Consider the following 18047-nt stretch of genomic DNA (forward strand, 5'->3'; position numbering starts at 1 on the left):
GCGTTTAGACACGGCAGGCACTGGAGCCTTTTCATTTGAACACGCTCTTTGTGTTCGGATGAAAAGGTGAAGTGACCGAGGGTCTGCCCACTGCAGCTAGATCATGAAAAGCGGAAGCGATCGAGAGGCTGGGCGCTGCAGCTAGACACCAAAAGCGGAAGTGGGCGTTTAGCCTCGACAAGCACTGGAGCCCTCCAAATTGAACACGCCCTTTGTGTTCGATTTGGAGGGTGAAGTGACCGAGTGGCTGCCCACTGCAGCTGGACAAAAAAAGTGGAGACGAGCGTTTAGAAACGGAGATATTGGAACTCTTGAACTAGAACACTTAATAAACCATTCAAACAGAAAAAGCATCCGTTCAAAATGAACGGATGCTTTATTAATTGTCATAAAAATAGAAGAGCCCCAACTGTGCCGTCCTTTCCATAATCGTTGAACCTGCATTGGCAGGTGGGTGCCTTATCCCATTCTCCGTAAGTCCTCAGCTACCGAGGCATGTACTTTGAATGGAAAGAGTCAGGCTCCCGTTGTAAAAGTGTTGGCTCAAATTATTATGGAAGTAAACGAACACTTCAGGACTCTTCGTTAACTTGTAATTGAATTATAGCAGACCTTCAAACCGATTTCAATCATCAGGTATTAGGTCCTTTTTATTATTTTTTACTCTTTCTCAGCACCCACTGGCTTCTTAGCTAGCTCAAGATTCAGCTCCTTTAGTTGATCCTCACTAACTGGAGAAGGAGCTTCTGTTAACAGGCAGCTTGCGCTAGCTGTTTTAGGGAAAGCAATTGTGTCGCGAAGGTTCGTTCTTCCTGCAAGCAACATCACGAGACGATCAAGACCAAATGCAATTCCACCATGTGGTGGGGTACCGTATTCGAACGCTTCAAGAAGGAAACCAAATTCTTCCTCTGCTTCTTCTTTTGTAAATCCTAACGCTTTAAACATTTTTTCCTGAATATCACGCTGGAAAATACGTTGGGAACCTCCACCTAACTCATAACCATTTAGGACAAGGTCATATGCATCTGCACGAACTTTTCCTGGCTCTTCTTCAAGAAGATGAAGGTCTTCTTTCAACGGCATTGTAAACGGATGATGTTCCGCAAAATAACGATCAGCTTCTTCATCGTAACTCATCAGTGGGAAGTCCATGATCCAAAGGAAATTAAACTTGGAATAGTCAATAAGGTCGAGGTCTTTTCCAAGCTTTGAACGAAGAGAACCGAGACTGTCTGATACAACAGATTTACTGTCAGCTACGAACAGAAGAAGGTCACCCGCTTCTGCATCGAATGCTTCTTTTAGTTGAGATGCAAGAGCCTCGTCAAAGAATTTAGAAATAGGGCCTTTCAAACCATCTTCCTCTACTTTTAACCATGCAAGTCCTTTTGCTTTGTACGTTTTCACATACTCTGTTAAAGCATCGATATCTTTACGTGAGTACTTACTTGCTGCACCTTTTGCATTAATACCTTTAACAGCTCCACCAGAAGAAACAGCACTAGAGAATACTTTAAAGTCAGAGTCTTTTACAAGATCAGATACATCCACAAATTCCATTTCAAAACGCGTATCAGGTTTGTCTGATCCGTAGCGATTCATCGCTTCAGCATGAGTCATGCGTTGGAATGGCTTTTCAATTTCTAATCCCTTCGTTTCCTTCAATACCGCACTCATCATTTCTTCCATCATCGCAATTAAATCTTCTTTTGGAAGGAAGGATGTTTCAATGTCGACTTGAGTAAATTCAGGTTGACGGTCCGCTCTAAGATCCTCATCTCGGAAGCAGCGAACGACCTGGTAATAACGTTCAAATCCTGAAACCATTAACAGTTGTTTAAAGAGCTGCGGAGATTGCGGAAGAGCGTAGAACTCTCCTTCGTGCACACGGCTTGGTACCAAGTAATCACGAGCGCCCTCAGGTGTACTTTTTGTTAACATTGGAGTTTCAATTTCAAGAAATTCATTATGATCCAGGAAATCACGAATGACTTTAGTTGTTCGATGACGGAGCTTGAATGTCTCTTGCATCACCGGACGTCTCAAGTCCAGGTAGCGATATTTCAAGCGAATATCTTCTCCAACTTCTACATCGTTCGCAATGCTAATGGGAGGATTCTTCGCAGCATTGAGGATTTCAAGTGATTCAGCATGTACCTCAATCGACCCTGTTGGAAGATTCGGATTAACCGTTCCCTCCGCACGAGATACTACTTTACCAGTAATGCCTAGTACGTATTCACTTCTAACTTTCTCAGCAAGTTCAAGCGCTTCTTTTGAAAGGTCTGGATTGAATACAACCTGTACAATACCTGAACGGTCTCTAAAATCAATGAAGATTAATCCACCAAGATCACGACGCTTTTGAACCCAACCTTTTAATTCTACTGTTTGCCCGATCTCGCTTTCACGAATTTTCCCGCATGAATGGCTTCTTCCGATCATTCTCCAACTTCCTCCTTTAATTTCCCTTTCAGATAAGAATCAACATGTGTTAAATCTATTGATTCTTGCTCACCTGAGTTCATATCTTTAATGTTAATTTCATTCTTTTCAATTTCTTCATCACCTAGAATAGCTACGTACTTTGATTTGAGTCGATTAGCCGCTTTAAACTGACCTTTCATCTTCTTATCAAGGTAGTCTCGCTCTGTGGAAATCCCAGCATTTCTAAGCTTCTGAACAAGGCCATTAGAAACCTTTTGTGCTTCTTCCCCCATTGTGACAACATAACAATCAATTGTCTTTTCAATCGGGAGCTCAACACCTTCTGCTTCCAATGCCATTAATAGACGCTCAATGCTCATTGCAAAACCGATTCCAGGTGTTGATGGGCCACCCATCTCTTCAACAAGTCCATTATAGCGACCACCACCGCTCAACGTCGTAATAGCTCCAAAGCCGTCAGCGTCGCTCATGATTTCAAATGCTGTGTGATTATAATAATCTAATCCGCGTACAAGGCGGTCATCAAGAACATAATCAATTCCCATTTGATCTAAGGCTTCTTTTACTTTTGTAAAGTAAACAGTCGATTCCTCATTTAAATAATCGATGATGGAAGGCGCAGTTCCCATTAATTCATGGTCACGATCCTTTTTACAATCAAGAATACGTAAGGGGTTTTTCTCCAGGCGATTTTGACAATCGCTACAAAACTCTCCGATTCTTGGCTCAAAATGATTAATTAATGCCTGACGGTGTGCCTCACGACTTTCTTTATCACCGAGACTATTCAAATATAGTTTAAGCTTTTTAAGTCCCAATTCTTGATACAAACTCATCGCAAGCGCAATAACCTCGGCATCAATCGAAGGGTCATTACTTCCTAACGCTTCAATTCCGAACTGAACAAATTGTCTCATCCGCCCAGATTGAGGACGTTCATAGCGGAACATAGGGCCGATGTAATACAGTTTAACTGGCTGCTCGGGTAAACCGTACATCTTGTTATTCACATAAGCTCGAACCGCCGAAGCTGTTCCTTCAGGTCGGAGTGTTAAACTACGATTACCGCGGTCTTCAAATGTATACATTTCTTTTTGAACGATATCTGTTGTATCGCCTACTCCGCGTTGAAATAACTCGGTATGCTCAAATATTGGCGTTCGAAGTTCATGATAATTGTATCTGCGGCAAATATCTCTTGCCTTATCTTCAATGTATTGCCATAACTCCGACGTACCAGGAACAATATCCTGAGTACCTCTAGGAATTTGAAAACTCATGTTTATATCCTCCTTTAATCACTAGCAAGAAGCTCTTCTAACGGCTAATTCTAATGGGCTAAATCCTTTTTTTGGATACAAAAAAACTCCCATCCCTGAATCGAAATTCAGGGACGAGAGTTACCCGCGGTGCCACCCTAATGGAAAGATAAATCTTTCCTCTTAAAACAGTTAACGCCTGTCTACGTCGTCCCCTACTGAGTTATCTGTTCGGAGACGATCCTTGGAAGTGTCTTTCAAAAAAGCGGTATCGAGAAATGCTCTCAGCCTAGCGGCATTTCCTCTCTGATCAACCCGGTATTTTTTTACTTTTCTTCCTCATCGGAGCTTCGTATCGATTTACTGAATTGTTTTCTATCATACGAGTCAGTGATTTTTTTGTCAAGTATATTAGGATTGGTTTTACAAAACATTATCGCTTCATTTTTTGTTTCATGATTTTCACACTTTTTAATGACAGTCCAAATTCTTCCGCGAGTTCCATATTTGACAAACACTGTTCTTTTTGTAGAAAATCATGAAAGTCGATACCAAATTCCGGCTGTGACATATGATAGCTCATCATTTCTTTATTAGTTGATCTCACAAGACCCCACCCTTTTATTAGTTCAATTATTTCTTAGTTTCACCAAAAAGAATGCATTTTACTACTTAACGAAGGAATCTTTTTATCCGATAAAGAAATTATCTATGAAAGCAGCAGGCGTCATTGAAAGGAGTCATCACTTGAAAAAAATGATTTTTGCATTTTTATTTTTTGTCATATCCATTATTTTCTCTACTTCTGCTTCGGCTGAGAAAAATGCTTATTTTGAGGAAACTGTAAATGTTCGCGCCGAACCCTCTCTTACTTCATCTGTTATCACACAGGTTCATAAAGGGGATTCAGCCATCGTTCTCGAAAGTAAGACCGATTGGACAAACATTCAACTTCATACTGGGGAAGAAGGTTGGGTTTCAAGTAGACTAGTAAGCATTTCTTATGATTCCAAAGAAAGGAAATCAATACAATCAACCGTGTCTGATCTTCAAGTCCGTGCTGGCCCTGGTAAAGAATACAAAGTTATTGGAAATATCACTCAAGATTCTGAGTGGAATGTGCTTGAGACTGCAGGCGATTGGACCTCCATTCAATTTAAAGGACAGACCGGATGGGTAGCGTCCTGGTTAGTAAGTTCTACAACAGCTAGCCCAGATCAAAAAACAAGCCAGGTAAAAGAAGTAAAGGCGCGTATCTTAAACGTTCGTGACTTCCCAGGAACAGAGAACCGGATCATATCTCAACTCCCTTCAGGAACAATTGTAGAAGAAGTTCGTCAAGAAAAAAACTGGAGCTTCATTCGCTATCAGAATGGACAGACTGGTTGGGTAGACAGTACCTATTTGCAAGAAACAGACAAACAAGAGGAGTCAGAATTTCTTACAATTCTATACCAGGCAACAAACTTAAGAAGTGGGCCGGGGTTGAATTATGAAGTTATTAAACAAGCGCCTGCAAAAGCGCGCTACAAAATAGCTGCAAAAGAAGGCAAATGGTTTCGTATCCTTCTTGACGATGGTCGTTCAGCATACGTTGCTGACTGGGTCGTCTCTACTGCATCTAAACTATCCACTTCGCCTGTCTTGAAATCTGGAAAAACAGTTGTTCTTGATGCTGGTCACGGTGGCTACGACAGTGGTGCCCTAGGCATTACGACACTTGAAAAAATCCTTACATTGAAGACGACAACAACTATCGCGGAAAAATTAAAGAATGCAGGGGTTCAAGTTATTTTAACGAGAGATGATGATACATTTGTCTCTCTTTCTGAACGAACTCTTTTATCAGATCGTTATAAAGCCGACGCATTTGTAAGTATTCATTTCGATAGCACAGTTGATCCAACTGCAAATGGAGCAACAACGTATTATTATGGTGAGAATGATATGCCCCTAGCTTCAGCGATACACGCCAAAATCGGAGATGATACAACTTTGAGAGATCGCGGTATTCGATATGGAAATTATTATGTTCTAAGGAACAATAAGCAGCCTTCTGTCCTTCTTGAACTTGGCTTTCTCTCAAATCCATGGGAAGAGCAATTAGTGAATAGGTTGGATTACCAATCAAAAGTGACTACTGAAATTTCAAATGGCATCCTTACTTTTTTACAGTAGTAACGCTTAAGATGAAGAACAGTTTGACTTGCTTTTCTATCTATATGGATGAACCAAAAAACCGCAATTCCAATTAGGAATTGCGGTTTTTTGTCATTCTTTGCTCTCAATGATAAGAGTTACAGGTCCATCATTCGTAAGCTGTACGTCCATCATCTCACCAAAAACACCTGTCTGCACCTCGAGACTCTCTTCTCTAAGTAAAGCGTTAAACTTATCATAAAGTACGCTGGCTTCAGGAGGTTTTGCCGCCTTCATAAAGTTTGGACGTCGCCCTTTACGACAATCACCATATAACGTGAATTGTGATATAGATAGAATAGCTCCACCTTTGTCTTTCACTGACAGGTTCATTCGATCATTTTCGTCCTCAAATATACGAAGGTTTGCAATTTTAGTGGCAAGATAGCCTGCATCCTCTTCTGTATCCTCGTGCGTGACCCCTAGGAGCACCACAAGGCCATGTTCGATCTCACCTGTAGTTTCTCCATTCACGGTGACTGAGGCTTGCTTTGAACGTTGTATAACGGCTTTCATGGAGAACTTCCTTTCTTAACTACTGCATAATTCTACGAACAGCATAAATATCTGGAATTCGTTTAACGCGCTCAACCACTTTTTGAAGATGAGCTGTGTTCCGAATGGAGACAGTCATACTAATTGTTGCCATCTTGTTATTATCTGATCGACCTGAAACAGACGTCATGTCGGTTTTGGTTTCTGCTACAGCCTGAAGAACCTCATTCAGAAGACCTCTGCGATCAAAACCACTGATTTCGATATCAACATTATAGTTTTTTGGAGAGTCACTTTCCCATTCAACCTCTAAGAGGCGTTCCTGACCATTCTCTTCATTCACATTAGGACAGTCTTTCCTGTGAATCGAGACACCTCTCCCTTTCGTGATATAGCCCACAATATCATCACCTGGAACAGGGTTACAGCATCGTGAAAGGCGGATTAACAGGTTGTCTATCCCTTTCACTCGCACACCCGACTCTGCTCTCTTTGGCGGCCGAGAAGGTGAATGAGTCTTACCTTCAATAATTGATTTTGCTAGCTCTTCTTCCTGCTCTTTCGTCCGTTCTTTACGAGCCTTATCTGTCAGCCTTGTTGCGATTTGTGCAGCTGTAATTCCACCATATCCAACAGCTGCGTACATATCTTCTTCACTTGTAAAGTTAAATTTCTTAGATACATTTGCAATGTTATCTGAAGTCAAAACAGCCTTTAACTCAAAGCCATGGTTTTTAATTTCTTTCTCAACAAGCTCTCGGCCTTTTTCAACGTTTTCTTCACGCTTTTCTTTCTTAAACCATTGCTTAATCTTATTCTTAGCGTGGGAGCTTTGACTGATTTTTAACCAGTCTTTACTTGGACCATAAGAGTGCTTAGAAGTTAGAACTTCAACGATATCCCCTGTTTTCAACCGATGATCTAGTGGTACCATTTTGCCGTTCACTTTTGCGCCAATGCAATGATTCCCAATTTCAGTATGAATGCGGTAGGCGAAATCAAGAGGTACCGAGCCAGTAGGCAATTCAAATACGTCTCCTTTAGGCGTGAAGACAAAAACCATATCACTGAATAGATCAATCTTAAGAGACTCCATAAATTCTTCAGCATTCGAAACATCATTTTGCCATTCAAGAATTTGCCTAAACCATGATAGCTTTTTCTCAAATGAGCTATTCACCTGATTCTCATCGCCTTCTTTGTAGGCCCAATGAGCGGCAATCCCGTATTCAGCAACTTTGTGCATATCAGACGTTCGAATTTGCACCTCGAGAGGATCACCTTTTGGTCCAATGACTGTCGTATGAAGCGATTGGTACATATTCGCTTTTGGCATAGCAATATAATCTTTGAAACGACCAGGCATAGGCTTCCAGCATGTGTGAATAATGCCAAGAACGGCGTAGCAATCCTTGATGCTATTCACAACGATACGTACCGCGAGCAAATCATAAATTTCGTTAAATTGCTTATGTTGCTTAGCCATTTTCCGATAGATACTATAGATATGTTTCGGACGACCTGAAATTTCAGCTTCAATGGAAACTTCTTTCACACGCTCTTGAATTTCGTCCACAACTTCATGGACAAACCCTTCACGCTCAGCCCGTTTCTTTTGCATTAAATTCACGATGCGATAATACTGCTGTGGATTTAAATAACGAAGCGCCGTATCCTCAAGCTCCCACTTAATAGTGGAAATACCTAGACGATGGGCTAGAGGCGCAAATATTTCTAGCGTCTCATTCGCTTTTTGCATTTGTTTTTCTTTTGGCATGTGCTTAAGCGTACGCATGTTATGAAGTCTATCAGCCAATTTAATCAGAATGCACCTAATATCTTGAGCCATAGCGATCATCATCTTCCGGTGATTCTCAGCTTGCTGCTCCCGCTTGGACTTATACTTGATTTTCTTCAGCTTCGTAACGCCATCAACGAGCATGGCAAGTTCCGGGCTGAATTCATCAGAAATTTGTTCAAGCGTCACGTCGGTGTCTTCAACGACATCATGAAGAAAGCCCCCAGCCACTGTCACAGGGTCTACTTCAAGGTTCACAAGAATGCCAGCAACCTCAATAGGATGAATAATATAGGGTTCACCCGATTTGCGGTACTGGCCTTCATGTGCGTTTCGCGCGTATTCAAATGCTCTATTAAGATAAGAGAGATCGTCCTCAGACAGATACTTCTCCGCTCTTTCCATCACTTCTTCTATCGTCATCAAATCACCTTGATTACTGTTGGTATATTGCTTCTATTATCGTTAAAAAAAGTCAGCATGTAAAGAGATTAAGAGAAAAATGTCGTTTTCCCTAATTAGTAAACGCTCAATCTTTGTGTCTAAGGTGCATAAAGAGAAAGAGCGTCCGGCTATTCGGACACTCCATTCTTTAGTATGTCATTAGAGTAAAGATATCATGGCGGTCAAGGTTTTTACGCCCTTCGAGATAGGAAAGCTCAATCATGAAAGCAAGTCCTACAACAACTCCACCAAGCATTTCAACTAGCTCGATCGTTGCATTGATCGTACCACCAGTCGCAAGCAAATCATCCGTAATCAATACTCGTTGACCTGGCTTAATAGCATCCTTATGAATCGTAAGGACGTCTTTACCATATTCAAGACCATAGTCTACTTTAGCTACTTCGCGTGGTAATTTACCTTCTTTTCGAACAGGTACAAAACCGATACCAAGAATATATGAAACCGGACATCCTACGATAAATCCTCTTGCTTCAGGTCCTACAATAACATCAACATCTTTATCTTTCGCAAAATCCGCAATATCATTAACGACTCCTCGGTAAGCTTCGCCGTTTTGCATTAACGGAGTGATGTCTTTAAAACGAATACCCTCTTTCGGATAGTCTTCAACCACTGCGATATAATCTTTATAATTCATTTACTTAATGGCCTCCTCAGTGCTATTGAAACAATTAACTGATTGATCGAACCAACTTTTCAAAGCATGATAGGAGGAATAGCAAAAATCATTTTCGAGCTTTGCTTTTTCAAGCTTACTCCTATACGTTTTAGAAGAAGTTAATTCACTTTTTACAGATTGTGGATTTAGAGAAATCAGTCCATTATCCATTGTAACAAAATCTAGCTCAAAAAACACCTCTGACATAAACGGAACTGTTTCTTTTGACCAACCTTTATGCTTTGCGAGCTTTTCAGCATCGCGTAAGTTAAAGCTACCTCTCTTCATTAAGAAAGCATAGAACCATTTAAAATCCTCACGTGACGGAAGCGTTGAGAAAAAGTGATCCTCCTCATGCTCAAATACCGCATACGTTCGATCTGGTAATCCACCTTTTCGAAACAGATTGACAAGGTCTTCCTCTAAATCCGGAAGATCGAGTAGCATAACATATTTATTCTCAATTGCTAGTTTCTCTTGTTCTGTTGGATCAACAATAATGTAGTCTTTCCAATTCTCAAGTCCAAGCTTTGTCATGGTGTTTTTTTGGAAAGCTACCATAACAAGCTTATCGAGCGGCAACATTTCAAGTCGTTTTTTCAAATCTCGAATGCCACGATAATCAAAGAGCTGCCATTCATTCACAGCGATATCTTTCACAAAGATTTGTGGCTTTCGAAGTCCATTCCACTCGTTGACGGAGAGTTGGCCAATTACGCTTACAGCAGCTCTTGATGCTATTTCTTCAAATGCATAACCGAAATGAAACCCTACGCCATCTAGCGTAGCGCCGTTTTCCTCAAGACCTACCTTGAGGTGATTGTCCTGACTCCCAATCCTTCTGATTTGAGAGAGATGAACGTCTTTTAGCATAACGACTGGTTTCGGATTACTTACTCCAAAAGGAGCCAAAAGATTCATTTCTTCAATTGTCTCAAGAGTAACATCCTCTACACGACAGTGAAGATCTACTTTTGTAAGTGGTGTCAAATCTTCTTCTGTTAATTTATCTAAAGCCTGTTCGTTTAATCTTGAACGCAAATCTTCTAGGTAGCTTAAATCAATGGTCATACCAGCGGCCATTGGATGACCACCGAAGTGAGGGAGAATGTCTCTGCACTCAGAAAGGTTTGCAAACATATCAAAGGCCTCAATACTTCGTGCAGATCCTTTTGCGACACCTTTCTCACGATCAATACTCATCACGATGGTTGGGCGATAATACTTTTCAACAAGTCGTGAAGCCACGATTCCAATGACCCCCGCATTCCATCCTTCCTTAGCAATGATGAGTACACGATTGCTTTCATCACTCAAGTACTTTGACTCAACCTCTTCAATCGCTTCTTTCGTCATTGTATTAACTAGTTCCTGACGATTCTTATTAAGAGCATCAATATCAGATGCCAGCTGTTCAGCAAGAATCGGATCATCTGTTGTCAGCAGTTCAACTGCTGGGTCTGCACTATCAAGACGGCCCGCAGCATTTAGTCTCGGTCCTATCCCAAAACCAAGATGCTCTTCGTTAAGCTCCTGACCCTTTAGACCACATACATCTAGCAAAGCTTTTATTCCTGGCTTATTTGAATTTTGAAGGGCGCGAATACCTTCGCTTGCTAAAAGACGGTTCTCATCCTGAAGTGGCACAAGATCAGCTATGGTACCCATTGCGGCGATCTCTAATAAATCCCCTGGAATTCTTCCAAGCAAAGCCTGCGCAAGTTTAAATGCAACCCCTACTCCTGCTAAACCTTTGAATGGATAACCACACCCTGGCTTTTTAGGGTTTATTGTCGCGTAGGAATCGGGCAGAACCGGAGGAGGCTCATGATGATCAGTAATAATGAGATCAATACCGATTTCTTTAGCAACTTCCGCCTCATGTACACCGGATATCCCTGTATCTACAGTCACTATTAGTTGATACCCATCTTCTTTTGCCTGCCTAAAAGCAGCTTCGTTCGGACCGTATCCCTCTGTAAATCGATTAGGAATATAGTAATCAAATATAGCGCCAAGCTCGCGCAACGTATAGACAAGTACAGTCGTGCTGCTAACGCCATCGGCATCATAGTCACCAAAAATAAGGATTCGCTCACCAGAAGCAATCGCCTGTTGAATTCTTTCGACCGATTCCTTCATACCATCCATTAAATATGGGTCGTGATAAGTTAAATTCTCTTTATATAGAAATCTTTTCGCTTCTTCTTCTCCCTCAATACCTCGATTAACTAAAAGCGAAGCAGCAAGTCGAGAAATTCCAAGTTCACTCTGGAGCCGATCAATGTTTGTTTCATCTGTTTCAGCCAGTTTCCAGCGTGTTTTAGACCTTAACATCGAATCACCTCTTAACTTGTTCATTATATATAGTTTCAGGAGGTTTGACCATAGTTCAAGAAGAGGAATCTTTTACAATCCCTCTTCACTCCACTATAAAAAGCCTTGAACTTAATCAAGGCTTTCTCGTCATTATTCCCCTTCAGTACCGGTGCCCTCATCTGCTGCCTCACCATCAAGTGGAGTATGGACAGCTTTTGATTCATTTGATACTGGTTCTGTTATTAACCTTTCATTTTCTTTTTGTAACTTTCTCAGCTCTCTTTTCAGTCTGTAATACTTAACCATTCCAAAACCAAGCACAAGAATCGCACCCATCAATACAGATCCCAATATAACAAGCACAAGCGGCCAATCCGAAGTTCCAAATACATAGTTCACCTGTACAGGATCTACATTCACGACTGAAAACACCGCTATAATTAAGGCGAAAATAAGTGCTACAACTAATCCCCATTGTCCCTTCATCCTTATCTACCTCCTCTTCTACTACAATACCTATTCCATTACTCTCTCTTTTTTTCCTTCGGTTCATAAGGATTAATGTGGACTAACACATCATGCACGTCATCTTCTTCAAGAAGTCGCTTCTTCACGTCCTTACCGATGTCATGTCCTTCTTTAACAGAAATATCCGGGTCTACACCAAGCTTGATATCAATAATAACATAGTGTCCGTGCTCTCTAGCATAGAACTCATCAAGGTTCACAACCCCTGGCATCCCGGTAATCACTTTTTTATACTCCGTCGTATCCTCCTCATGCAGCACATGATCGAGTGTTGTGTGAATGGATTCGAAACCAAGCTTCACAGCCATTTTAGCAATCAGAACAGAAACGAAAATTCCTGCAATCGGATCGGCATAAATGAGCCATGGCAAGCTAAATTCGCTTCCTAAAATGGCACCTGCAATCCCTATTAAAACAGCAATAGAAGAATAGACATCTGAGCGATGTTCATACGCATTCACGATCAGTGCATCACTTTTTATCTTTTTACCCAACCGATACTTATATCGAAACATCGCTTCTTTGACCACAATCGAGATGAGAGCTGCATAGAGAGCAAGAGTACCGGGGGCCTCAATAGGTTCGAATATCGCCTTCCCTGAACTTATTCCAATTTCAACGCCAACTAATAACAACAACACAGCTACAATAATAGCTGCAATTGACTCTGCTTTACCATGACCGTAGGGATGATCTTTATCGGGTGGTAGCTTAGCGGCTCGCAAACCAACAAAAACAGCAAATGAGCCAGCTACATCTGATGCCGAGTGTGCGGCGTCGGCAATAAGAGCTCGACTATTGGAGATCGACCCAATAACGCCTTTAAGTACTGCTAGGATAATATTTCCTAGTATACCAATGATCGCTGCAATCTCAGCTTTTCGAAACCGCTCTTCTTTATTCATTTTTTCACCTCTTACGTAACAAGTCATTATAGCTTTTCCCTTATTTCAAAATCTCACACCGCACCATTTGGACACGTAAAAGCCATGGCTAAGCCATGGCTTCACTTCATCCGGGCACCCTCAAAGGAATTCTCTTATGCTTCACCTTCAACAGGGGCGAACTTTTTCTTCTTCAATTGTTTCCCCTTCCATACTGCCCAAAGCTGCGAGGCAATGAAGAGAGATGAATACGTACCTGCGACTAGTCCAATCAATAAGGCAATCGCAAATGGTCTAATTGCTTCGCCGCCAAAGGCCGTAAGAGCAGCAGCAGCAAAGACAACCGTTAGCACTGTATTAATGGAACGAGCAAGCGTTTGAACAAGACTTTTATTCACAACACGTGCGACGTCCTCAAATGTTTTGACCTTTTTTTCAAACTTCATATTTTCACGTATGCGATCAAAGGTAACGATCGTATCATTTATGGAATAACCGACAATCGTTAGTACTGCTGCTATAAACGTAATGTTCACTTCAATCTGCAGGATACTGAATACCGCAATTATGAAGAACGCATCATGGAATAACGCAACGACAGCGGCAAGCCCTTGTAACCATTCAAACCTTAGTGCAACGTATACGATAATTCCTATCGAAGCAATAGCAACTGCGATAAACGCATTCTTAGCAAGATCAACTGCTACATCAGGTGAGACCGTACTAATACTTGGTTCAGCACCATAAAGCTCTGTGAAGTGATTTTTAATTTCAGCAACTTCATCTTTGTCAAGCTCATCCTTAAATGCAGCAACGGCAATATCACCACCACCAGCAAGAGTTACTGATTCGGGTTTATATCCAAGTCCATCGAATTCGTCGCTTACTTCTTCTGTTGTTAGTTTACTATCAGATTGGAGATCAACACGTGATCCACTAGAAAAATCAATTCCTAAATTTAGACCAAATATAGCAATCGCTAACCCACCAAGAACGATTAAAGCTAGTGAAATCGCAAAAAACTTATTTCGATGTTTGACAAAATCAAACTTAATGTCTCTTACTTTAGAGCTCATCGATTTCACTCTCCTTTACGCCAAAAAGTCCGGGCTTTTTATTCAGTGCCCTGCTCTTGACCCATAGGCCGAGAAGAATTCGTGAACCCCAAACGGCAGTCAAAAAGCTAACGACGATACTAGTAATTAACATCACTGCAAATCCTTTAACAGAGCTTGTTCCATATGCAAATAGAACTCCTGCTGCAATTAACGTCGTGATGTTTGCGTCAAAAATAGTTGTAAACGAACGTCTTCCCCCAGCCTTGAAGGCCGACATGACGGATTTACCTGAACGAAGCTCTTCCTTAATTCGTTCATACGTAATAATATTCGCATCAACCGCCATCCCTACGCCGAGGATGAGTGCAGCAATACCAGGGAGAGTTAATACTGCGTTCATCCAATTAAAGACAACAAGAATCAAATAGATGTACGTAGTTAACGTAATCACCGCAATTGCTCCCGGCAAACGGTAATAGAACAGCATGAATAAGAAAATCAAACCGACTCCAATAAATCCTGCTATAACCGTTTTATCAAGAGACTGTTCGCCGAACTGTGCACCAACTGAAGTTGAATAAATTTCATCTAGCTGAACCGGTAAAGAACCTGCGTTTAAAAGCTCTTTTAGATTTTCAGCTTCTTCAAGCTGAAATGGTGGTCCTGAAATGACTACAGTATTTTGAGAAAGCACTTGATTGACCGCTGGATCGGAAATAAATTTCTGTTCATCAGCTGGCTTTGTAACTTCCTCTTTATAAGAATCGCCTTCTTCATAATCAAGCCAGATCACTAGTCGATTATCCGGCTGAGGCAATTGACTGAGGTCTCGAGTTATATTTGCAAATTTTTCGGGATCCTTAAGCGTTACCTGAACAACGGGTTGGTTGTTATCAAATACAACCTTGGCGGCGCCTTCTTTAAGATCAGCTCCGCTCATTTTCTCTTCATCATCCGTGGTTCGGAAGGTGAGCTCAGCCTGAGTGGAAAGAAGTTCACGCGCCTGGTTTTGATCTTTCACTCCAGCGAGCTGAACGCGAATGCGATCTTCCCCTTCAATCGTAATACGAGGTTCTGAAACCCCTAATACGTTAATACGCTTGTACAAAGCGCTTACTGTGCTGTTTAACAGGTCCTGACTAAGTTCCTGGCCCTCTTGAGCCGGTTCTACTTCATATAGAACTTCAAATCCACCCTGCAGATCAAGGCCTAATTTAATATCTTTTGTTACACCCATGACGGTTGTTCCAATTAATCCGCCAAGTAAAAGGACGATCAAAAAGAACGCAACGATCCGGCCTTTTTTTACCATGGAATAAAACTCCTCTCTAAACCCCCAACATTAATGCTTATGTAAAACGGATAGCACACAATATTAGCTATTATATCGAAATATGAATTTTTCTGTCAATTTTAGTCTTTTCTAAGTCTGACTTTCAAACGTTTTCGTACCTTTATACGCATGAATGGTTAACCAATTCATATATTCATTCACCGATAAACGCATAATTTCATTCACAAGTCTGTGCAACTTTACTTCTTCTAATTCATTGTTTCTTTCAAGGCGTGCAAGGAGACATTCCCAGATTTCGTCCATGGTCGCTCCACTATACCCTAACAGCAAAAACTCGTCTCTCTTGCTTTCAAGCGCTGGGGATATTTCCTTCTTCCACTCTTCCATCTCGCCGTCTCCTTTCTCAAATAAGCTAGCGTCCAACATAGCATTAAATCAAGAGGCGCTATAACCTTTCAAACATTTTACACTCTGGATTAAAAAATGGAATAAATCGCTGCGCCAACCCCAAGGCCTGCAATAATGACTCCTGTGAGGATGGAAAGAAAAGCATATTTAAAACGAATCGCAAATAAAGCAGCAGCGACACATGCGCTATATGCCCCAGTCGTCGGAAGCGGGACAGCGGTAAAAAGAATAAGCCCGATTGCACCGTACTTATCGACATTTTTACTTTTGCTTATCGTTCTATGATAAAGCCAGTCATAAAATCGTTTATACCAGCCAAATCTCATTAGCCAATTGCTTAACGGCTGAAAAAGAAGAAGCAATGGAATAATCGGTAACACATTTCCTAAAAGACTAAGTGAGAACGCCTTTAAAAATGAAAAATCAAAGGTATACGCGAGAGGTAATCCACCCCTCAGCTCTAATATTGGAAGCGCTGAAACAATAACTACAATCACTTCATGAGGTAGAAAACCAAGGTTCTCTACGACAAATTGTTTAATTTCTTCTTTCATTGAAACACTCCTATATGCCTGTCATGCTTTGTCCCCTAATAAGCATATACATAGTGATAAAAAATATCTAGACTTTTCTACAATTTCGCAGGTGCATTCTGGATAGAAAGTAGGGTGAATATGTCAAAGCAAACCTTTCTTAGAGGGACTCTTTTTCTCATTCTCGCCGGGTTAATTACAAAGGTACTAGGCTTTATTAACCGTATAGTGATGGTTCGTGTGATGGGCGAAGAAGGTGTCGGTCTTTATATGATGGCTGTCCCAACGCTAATTCTAACCATTACATTAACACGTATGGGACTCCCCGTTGCAATCTCAAAGATGGTCGCGGAAGCGGATGCCGGTGGAGATCGACAAAAGATTAAACGAATTTTAATTGTATCGCTCTCCATTACCACTGTCCTTAGTGTCATTTTTACGACAATTATGGTACTAGCTGCACCTTTCTTATCAAAAGAAGTTTTCACAGACGACCGTACCTTTTATCCTCTTATTGCTATCGCTCCAGTTGTATCGATTGTAGCTCTTTCCTCTGTGCTAAGAGGCTATTTTCAAGGATTACAAAACATGCGACCTTCTGCTTATTCCCAAGTAATCGAGCAAATTGTCCGCATTTGCCTTGTAGCGGTTCTAACAGGAGCTTTCCTCCCATACGGTGTTGAGTTTGCAGCTGCGGGCGCTATGATTTCCGTTGTTCTCGGAGAACTTGCTTCCTTACTATTTATGTTCTCGATGTTCAAAATGAAGAAGCGCATTAAAATTCGAAGCGGTTTTTTCAATTATTTAAAAGGCGGGAGGGAAACATTTAACAGCTTAATGAAAATTTCCCTACCTACAACAGGAAGCCAGTTAATTGGTTCGTTATCTTATTTCTTTGAGCCAATCATGGTTGCCCGTAGTCTGGCGATGGCTGGTGTTGCGACAACGCTTGCCACCACACAATACGGGCATTTATCAGGCCTTGCCATCCCACTCCTTTTTCTGCCTACTTTTATTACGTATTCCTTACAAGTCTCACTCGTCCCCGCAATCAGTGAGGCTCACGCTCAGAAACAATACAAACAGATTCAGCATCGTCTCAGCCAGGCGATTCGACTATCCATGGTTGCAGGTGGCCTTTCAGTTGTTGTTACGTATATTTTTGCCGTTCCTTTAATGGATATTATGTATCAAGCACCTCATGTAGCTATCTATGTGCAAGTAATGGCTCCTTTCTTTTTCTTCTACTATTTTCAAGGACCACTTGCGGCCGCACTTCAAGCTTTAGATTTAGCTAAAGCAGCGATGATCAATAGCTTCATCGGAGCAGGCGTAAAGCTCACCGCCATCTTCTTCCTAGCTTCAAGACCTGAACTCGGCATTATGGGGGCTGCTCTAGCGATTGTTATTGGGATATTACTTGTAACGCTTCTCCATTTTGCAACACTCGTAAAAGCAATTGGTTTCTCCATCGTAGTGAGTGATTTATTGAAAGGGGTTGCGTCCATTATTGGTGCCGGAGTTGCTGGTCACTTTCTGTATGAGAACCTCGCTTCTTCATCATCAGATATACTCGGTACGTTTGTTGCTATTTGTGTAACATCAATTATTTATTGCATCGTCCTTCTATTACTTGGGTTAATTAATCGAAATGATCTTAGAAGAATCCCTCTTATCGGAAAATATGTGCATTAA

General features: G+C 41.3%; 13 protein-coding genes, 1 other RNA gene, 1 pseudogene and 1 other annotated feature. Of the genes and pseudogenes, 2 read left to right on the top strand and 13 right to left on the bottom strand.

The annotated features are described in order from the left end of the window. Positions 1–398 precede the first annotated feature (398 nt). From ssrS to AC0VYO_RS15240, 4 genes are all read right to left on the bottom strand, one after another. Positions 399–582, bottom strand: a non-coding RNA gene (gene ssrS, locus AC0VYO_RS15225) — 6S RNA. A gap of 78 nt (positions 583–660) precedes the next feature. Further along, entirely contained in the window at positions 661–2448 is a 1788-nt protein-coding gene (gene aspS / locus AC0VYO_RS15230) for an aspartate--tRNA ligase (RefSeq protein WP_283153941.1), read from the bottom strand. Beyond that, a complete protein-coding gene (gene hisS, locus AC0VYO_RS15235) occupies positions 2445–3731 on the bottom strand; it encodes a histidine--tRNA ligase (protein ID WP_194219433.1) in 1287 nt (428 codons plus the stop codon). The genes aspS and hisS overlap by 4 nt, the downstream gene beginning before the upstream one ends. Positions 3732–3837: 106 nt before the next feature. Then, positions 3838–4062 (bottom strand) — a binding site (T-box leader). A gap of 81 nt (positions 4063–4143) precedes the next feature. After that, positions 4144–4317: an RNA polymerase subunit sigma-70 gene (locus AC0VYO_RS15240; protein ID WP_194219659.1), complete on the bottom strand. Its 174-nt coding sequence runs from the start codon at positions 4315–4317 to the stop codon at positions 4144–4146. A gap of 149 nt (positions 4318–4466) precedes the next feature. Between AC0VYO_RS15240 and AC0VYO_RS15245 the strand changes: the two genes are divergently transcribed. After that, positions 4467–5888, top strand: a complete 1422-nt coding sequence (locus AC0VYO_RS15245; RefSeq protein WP_475367499.1) for an N-acetylmuramoyl-L-alanine amidase — start codon at positions 4467–4469, stop codon at positions 5886–5888. Between the two features lie 93 nt (positions 5889–5981). Here the strand turns inward: AC0VYO_RS15245 and dtd are convergent, their stop codons facing one another. The 9 genes and pseudogenes from dtd to AC0VYO_RS15290 form a co-directional block, all read right to left on the bottom strand. Continuing rightward, positions 5982–6425, bottom strand: a complete 444-nt coding sequence (gene dtd, locus AC0VYO_RS15250; protein ID WP_194219431.1) for a D-aminoacyl-tRNA deacylase — start codon at positions 6423–6425, stop codon at positions 5982–5984. A 19-nt stretch (positions 6426–6444) separates the two neighbouring features. After that, positions 6445–8607: a RelA/SpoT family protein gene (locus AC0VYO_RS15255; protein WP_371018278.1), complete on the bottom strand. Its 2163-nt coding sequence runs from the start codon at positions 8605–8607 to the stop codon at positions 6445–6447. A 187-nt stretch (positions 8608–8794) separates the two neighbouring features. Continuing rightward, positions 8795–9307: an adenine phosphoribosyltransferase gene (locus AC0VYO_RS15260; protein WP_194219429.1), complete on the bottom strand. Its 513-nt coding sequence runs from the start codon at positions 9305–9307 to the stop codon at positions 8795–8797. Next, positions 9308–11665 (bottom strand): single-stranded-DNA-specific exonuclease RecJ, encoded by a 2358-nt coding sequence (recJ, locus tag AC0VYO_RS15265; RefSeq protein ID WP_194219428.1) that lies wholly within the window; start codon positions 11663–11665, stop codon positions 9308–9310. A gap of 132 nt (positions 11666–11797) precedes the next feature. Further along, a complete protein-coding gene (locus tag AC0VYO_RS15270; protein ID WP_430244078.1) occupies positions 11798–12133 on the bottom strand; it encodes a LapA family protein in 336 nt (111 codons plus the stop codon). 38 nt (positions 12134–12171) lie between these two features. Next, positions 12172–13080 carry a cation diffusion facilitator family transporter gene (locus AC0VYO_RS15275; protein ID WP_475365540.1) on the bottom strand — a complete coding sequence of 303 codons (909 nt, stop codon included), beginning with the start codon at positions 13078–13080 and terminating at the stop codon, positions 12172–12174. A 134-nt stretch (positions 13081–13214) separates the two neighbouring features. Continuing rightward, positions 13215–15429: pseudogene (gene secDF, locus AC0VYO_RS15280) on the bottom strand (protein translocase subunit SecDF). Between the two features lie 111 nt (positions 15430–15540). Then, entirely contained in the window at positions 15541–15798 is a 258-nt protein-coding gene (locus tag AC0VYO_RS15285) for a post-transcriptional regulator (RefSeq protein ID WP_475367771.1), read from the bottom strand. An 89-nt stretch (positions 15799–15887) separates the two neighbouring features. Continuing rightward, a complete protein-coding gene (locus AC0VYO_RS15290; RefSeq protein WP_194219422.1) occupies positions 15888–16373 on the bottom strand; it encodes a COG2426 family protein in 486 nt (161 codons plus the stop codon). 120 nt (positions 16374–16493) lie between these two features. On the opposite strand from AC0VYO_RS15290, the gene spoVB reads away from it, so the two are divergent. Next, entirely contained in the window at positions 16494–18047 is a 1554-nt protein-coding gene (gene spoVB / locus AC0VYO_RS15295) for a stage V sporulation protein B (protein WP_475365542.1), read from the top strand.

This window comes from Anaerobacillus sp. 63XJN7_4_ISO-PGPR-S23-413 (genome assembly GCF_056173725.1).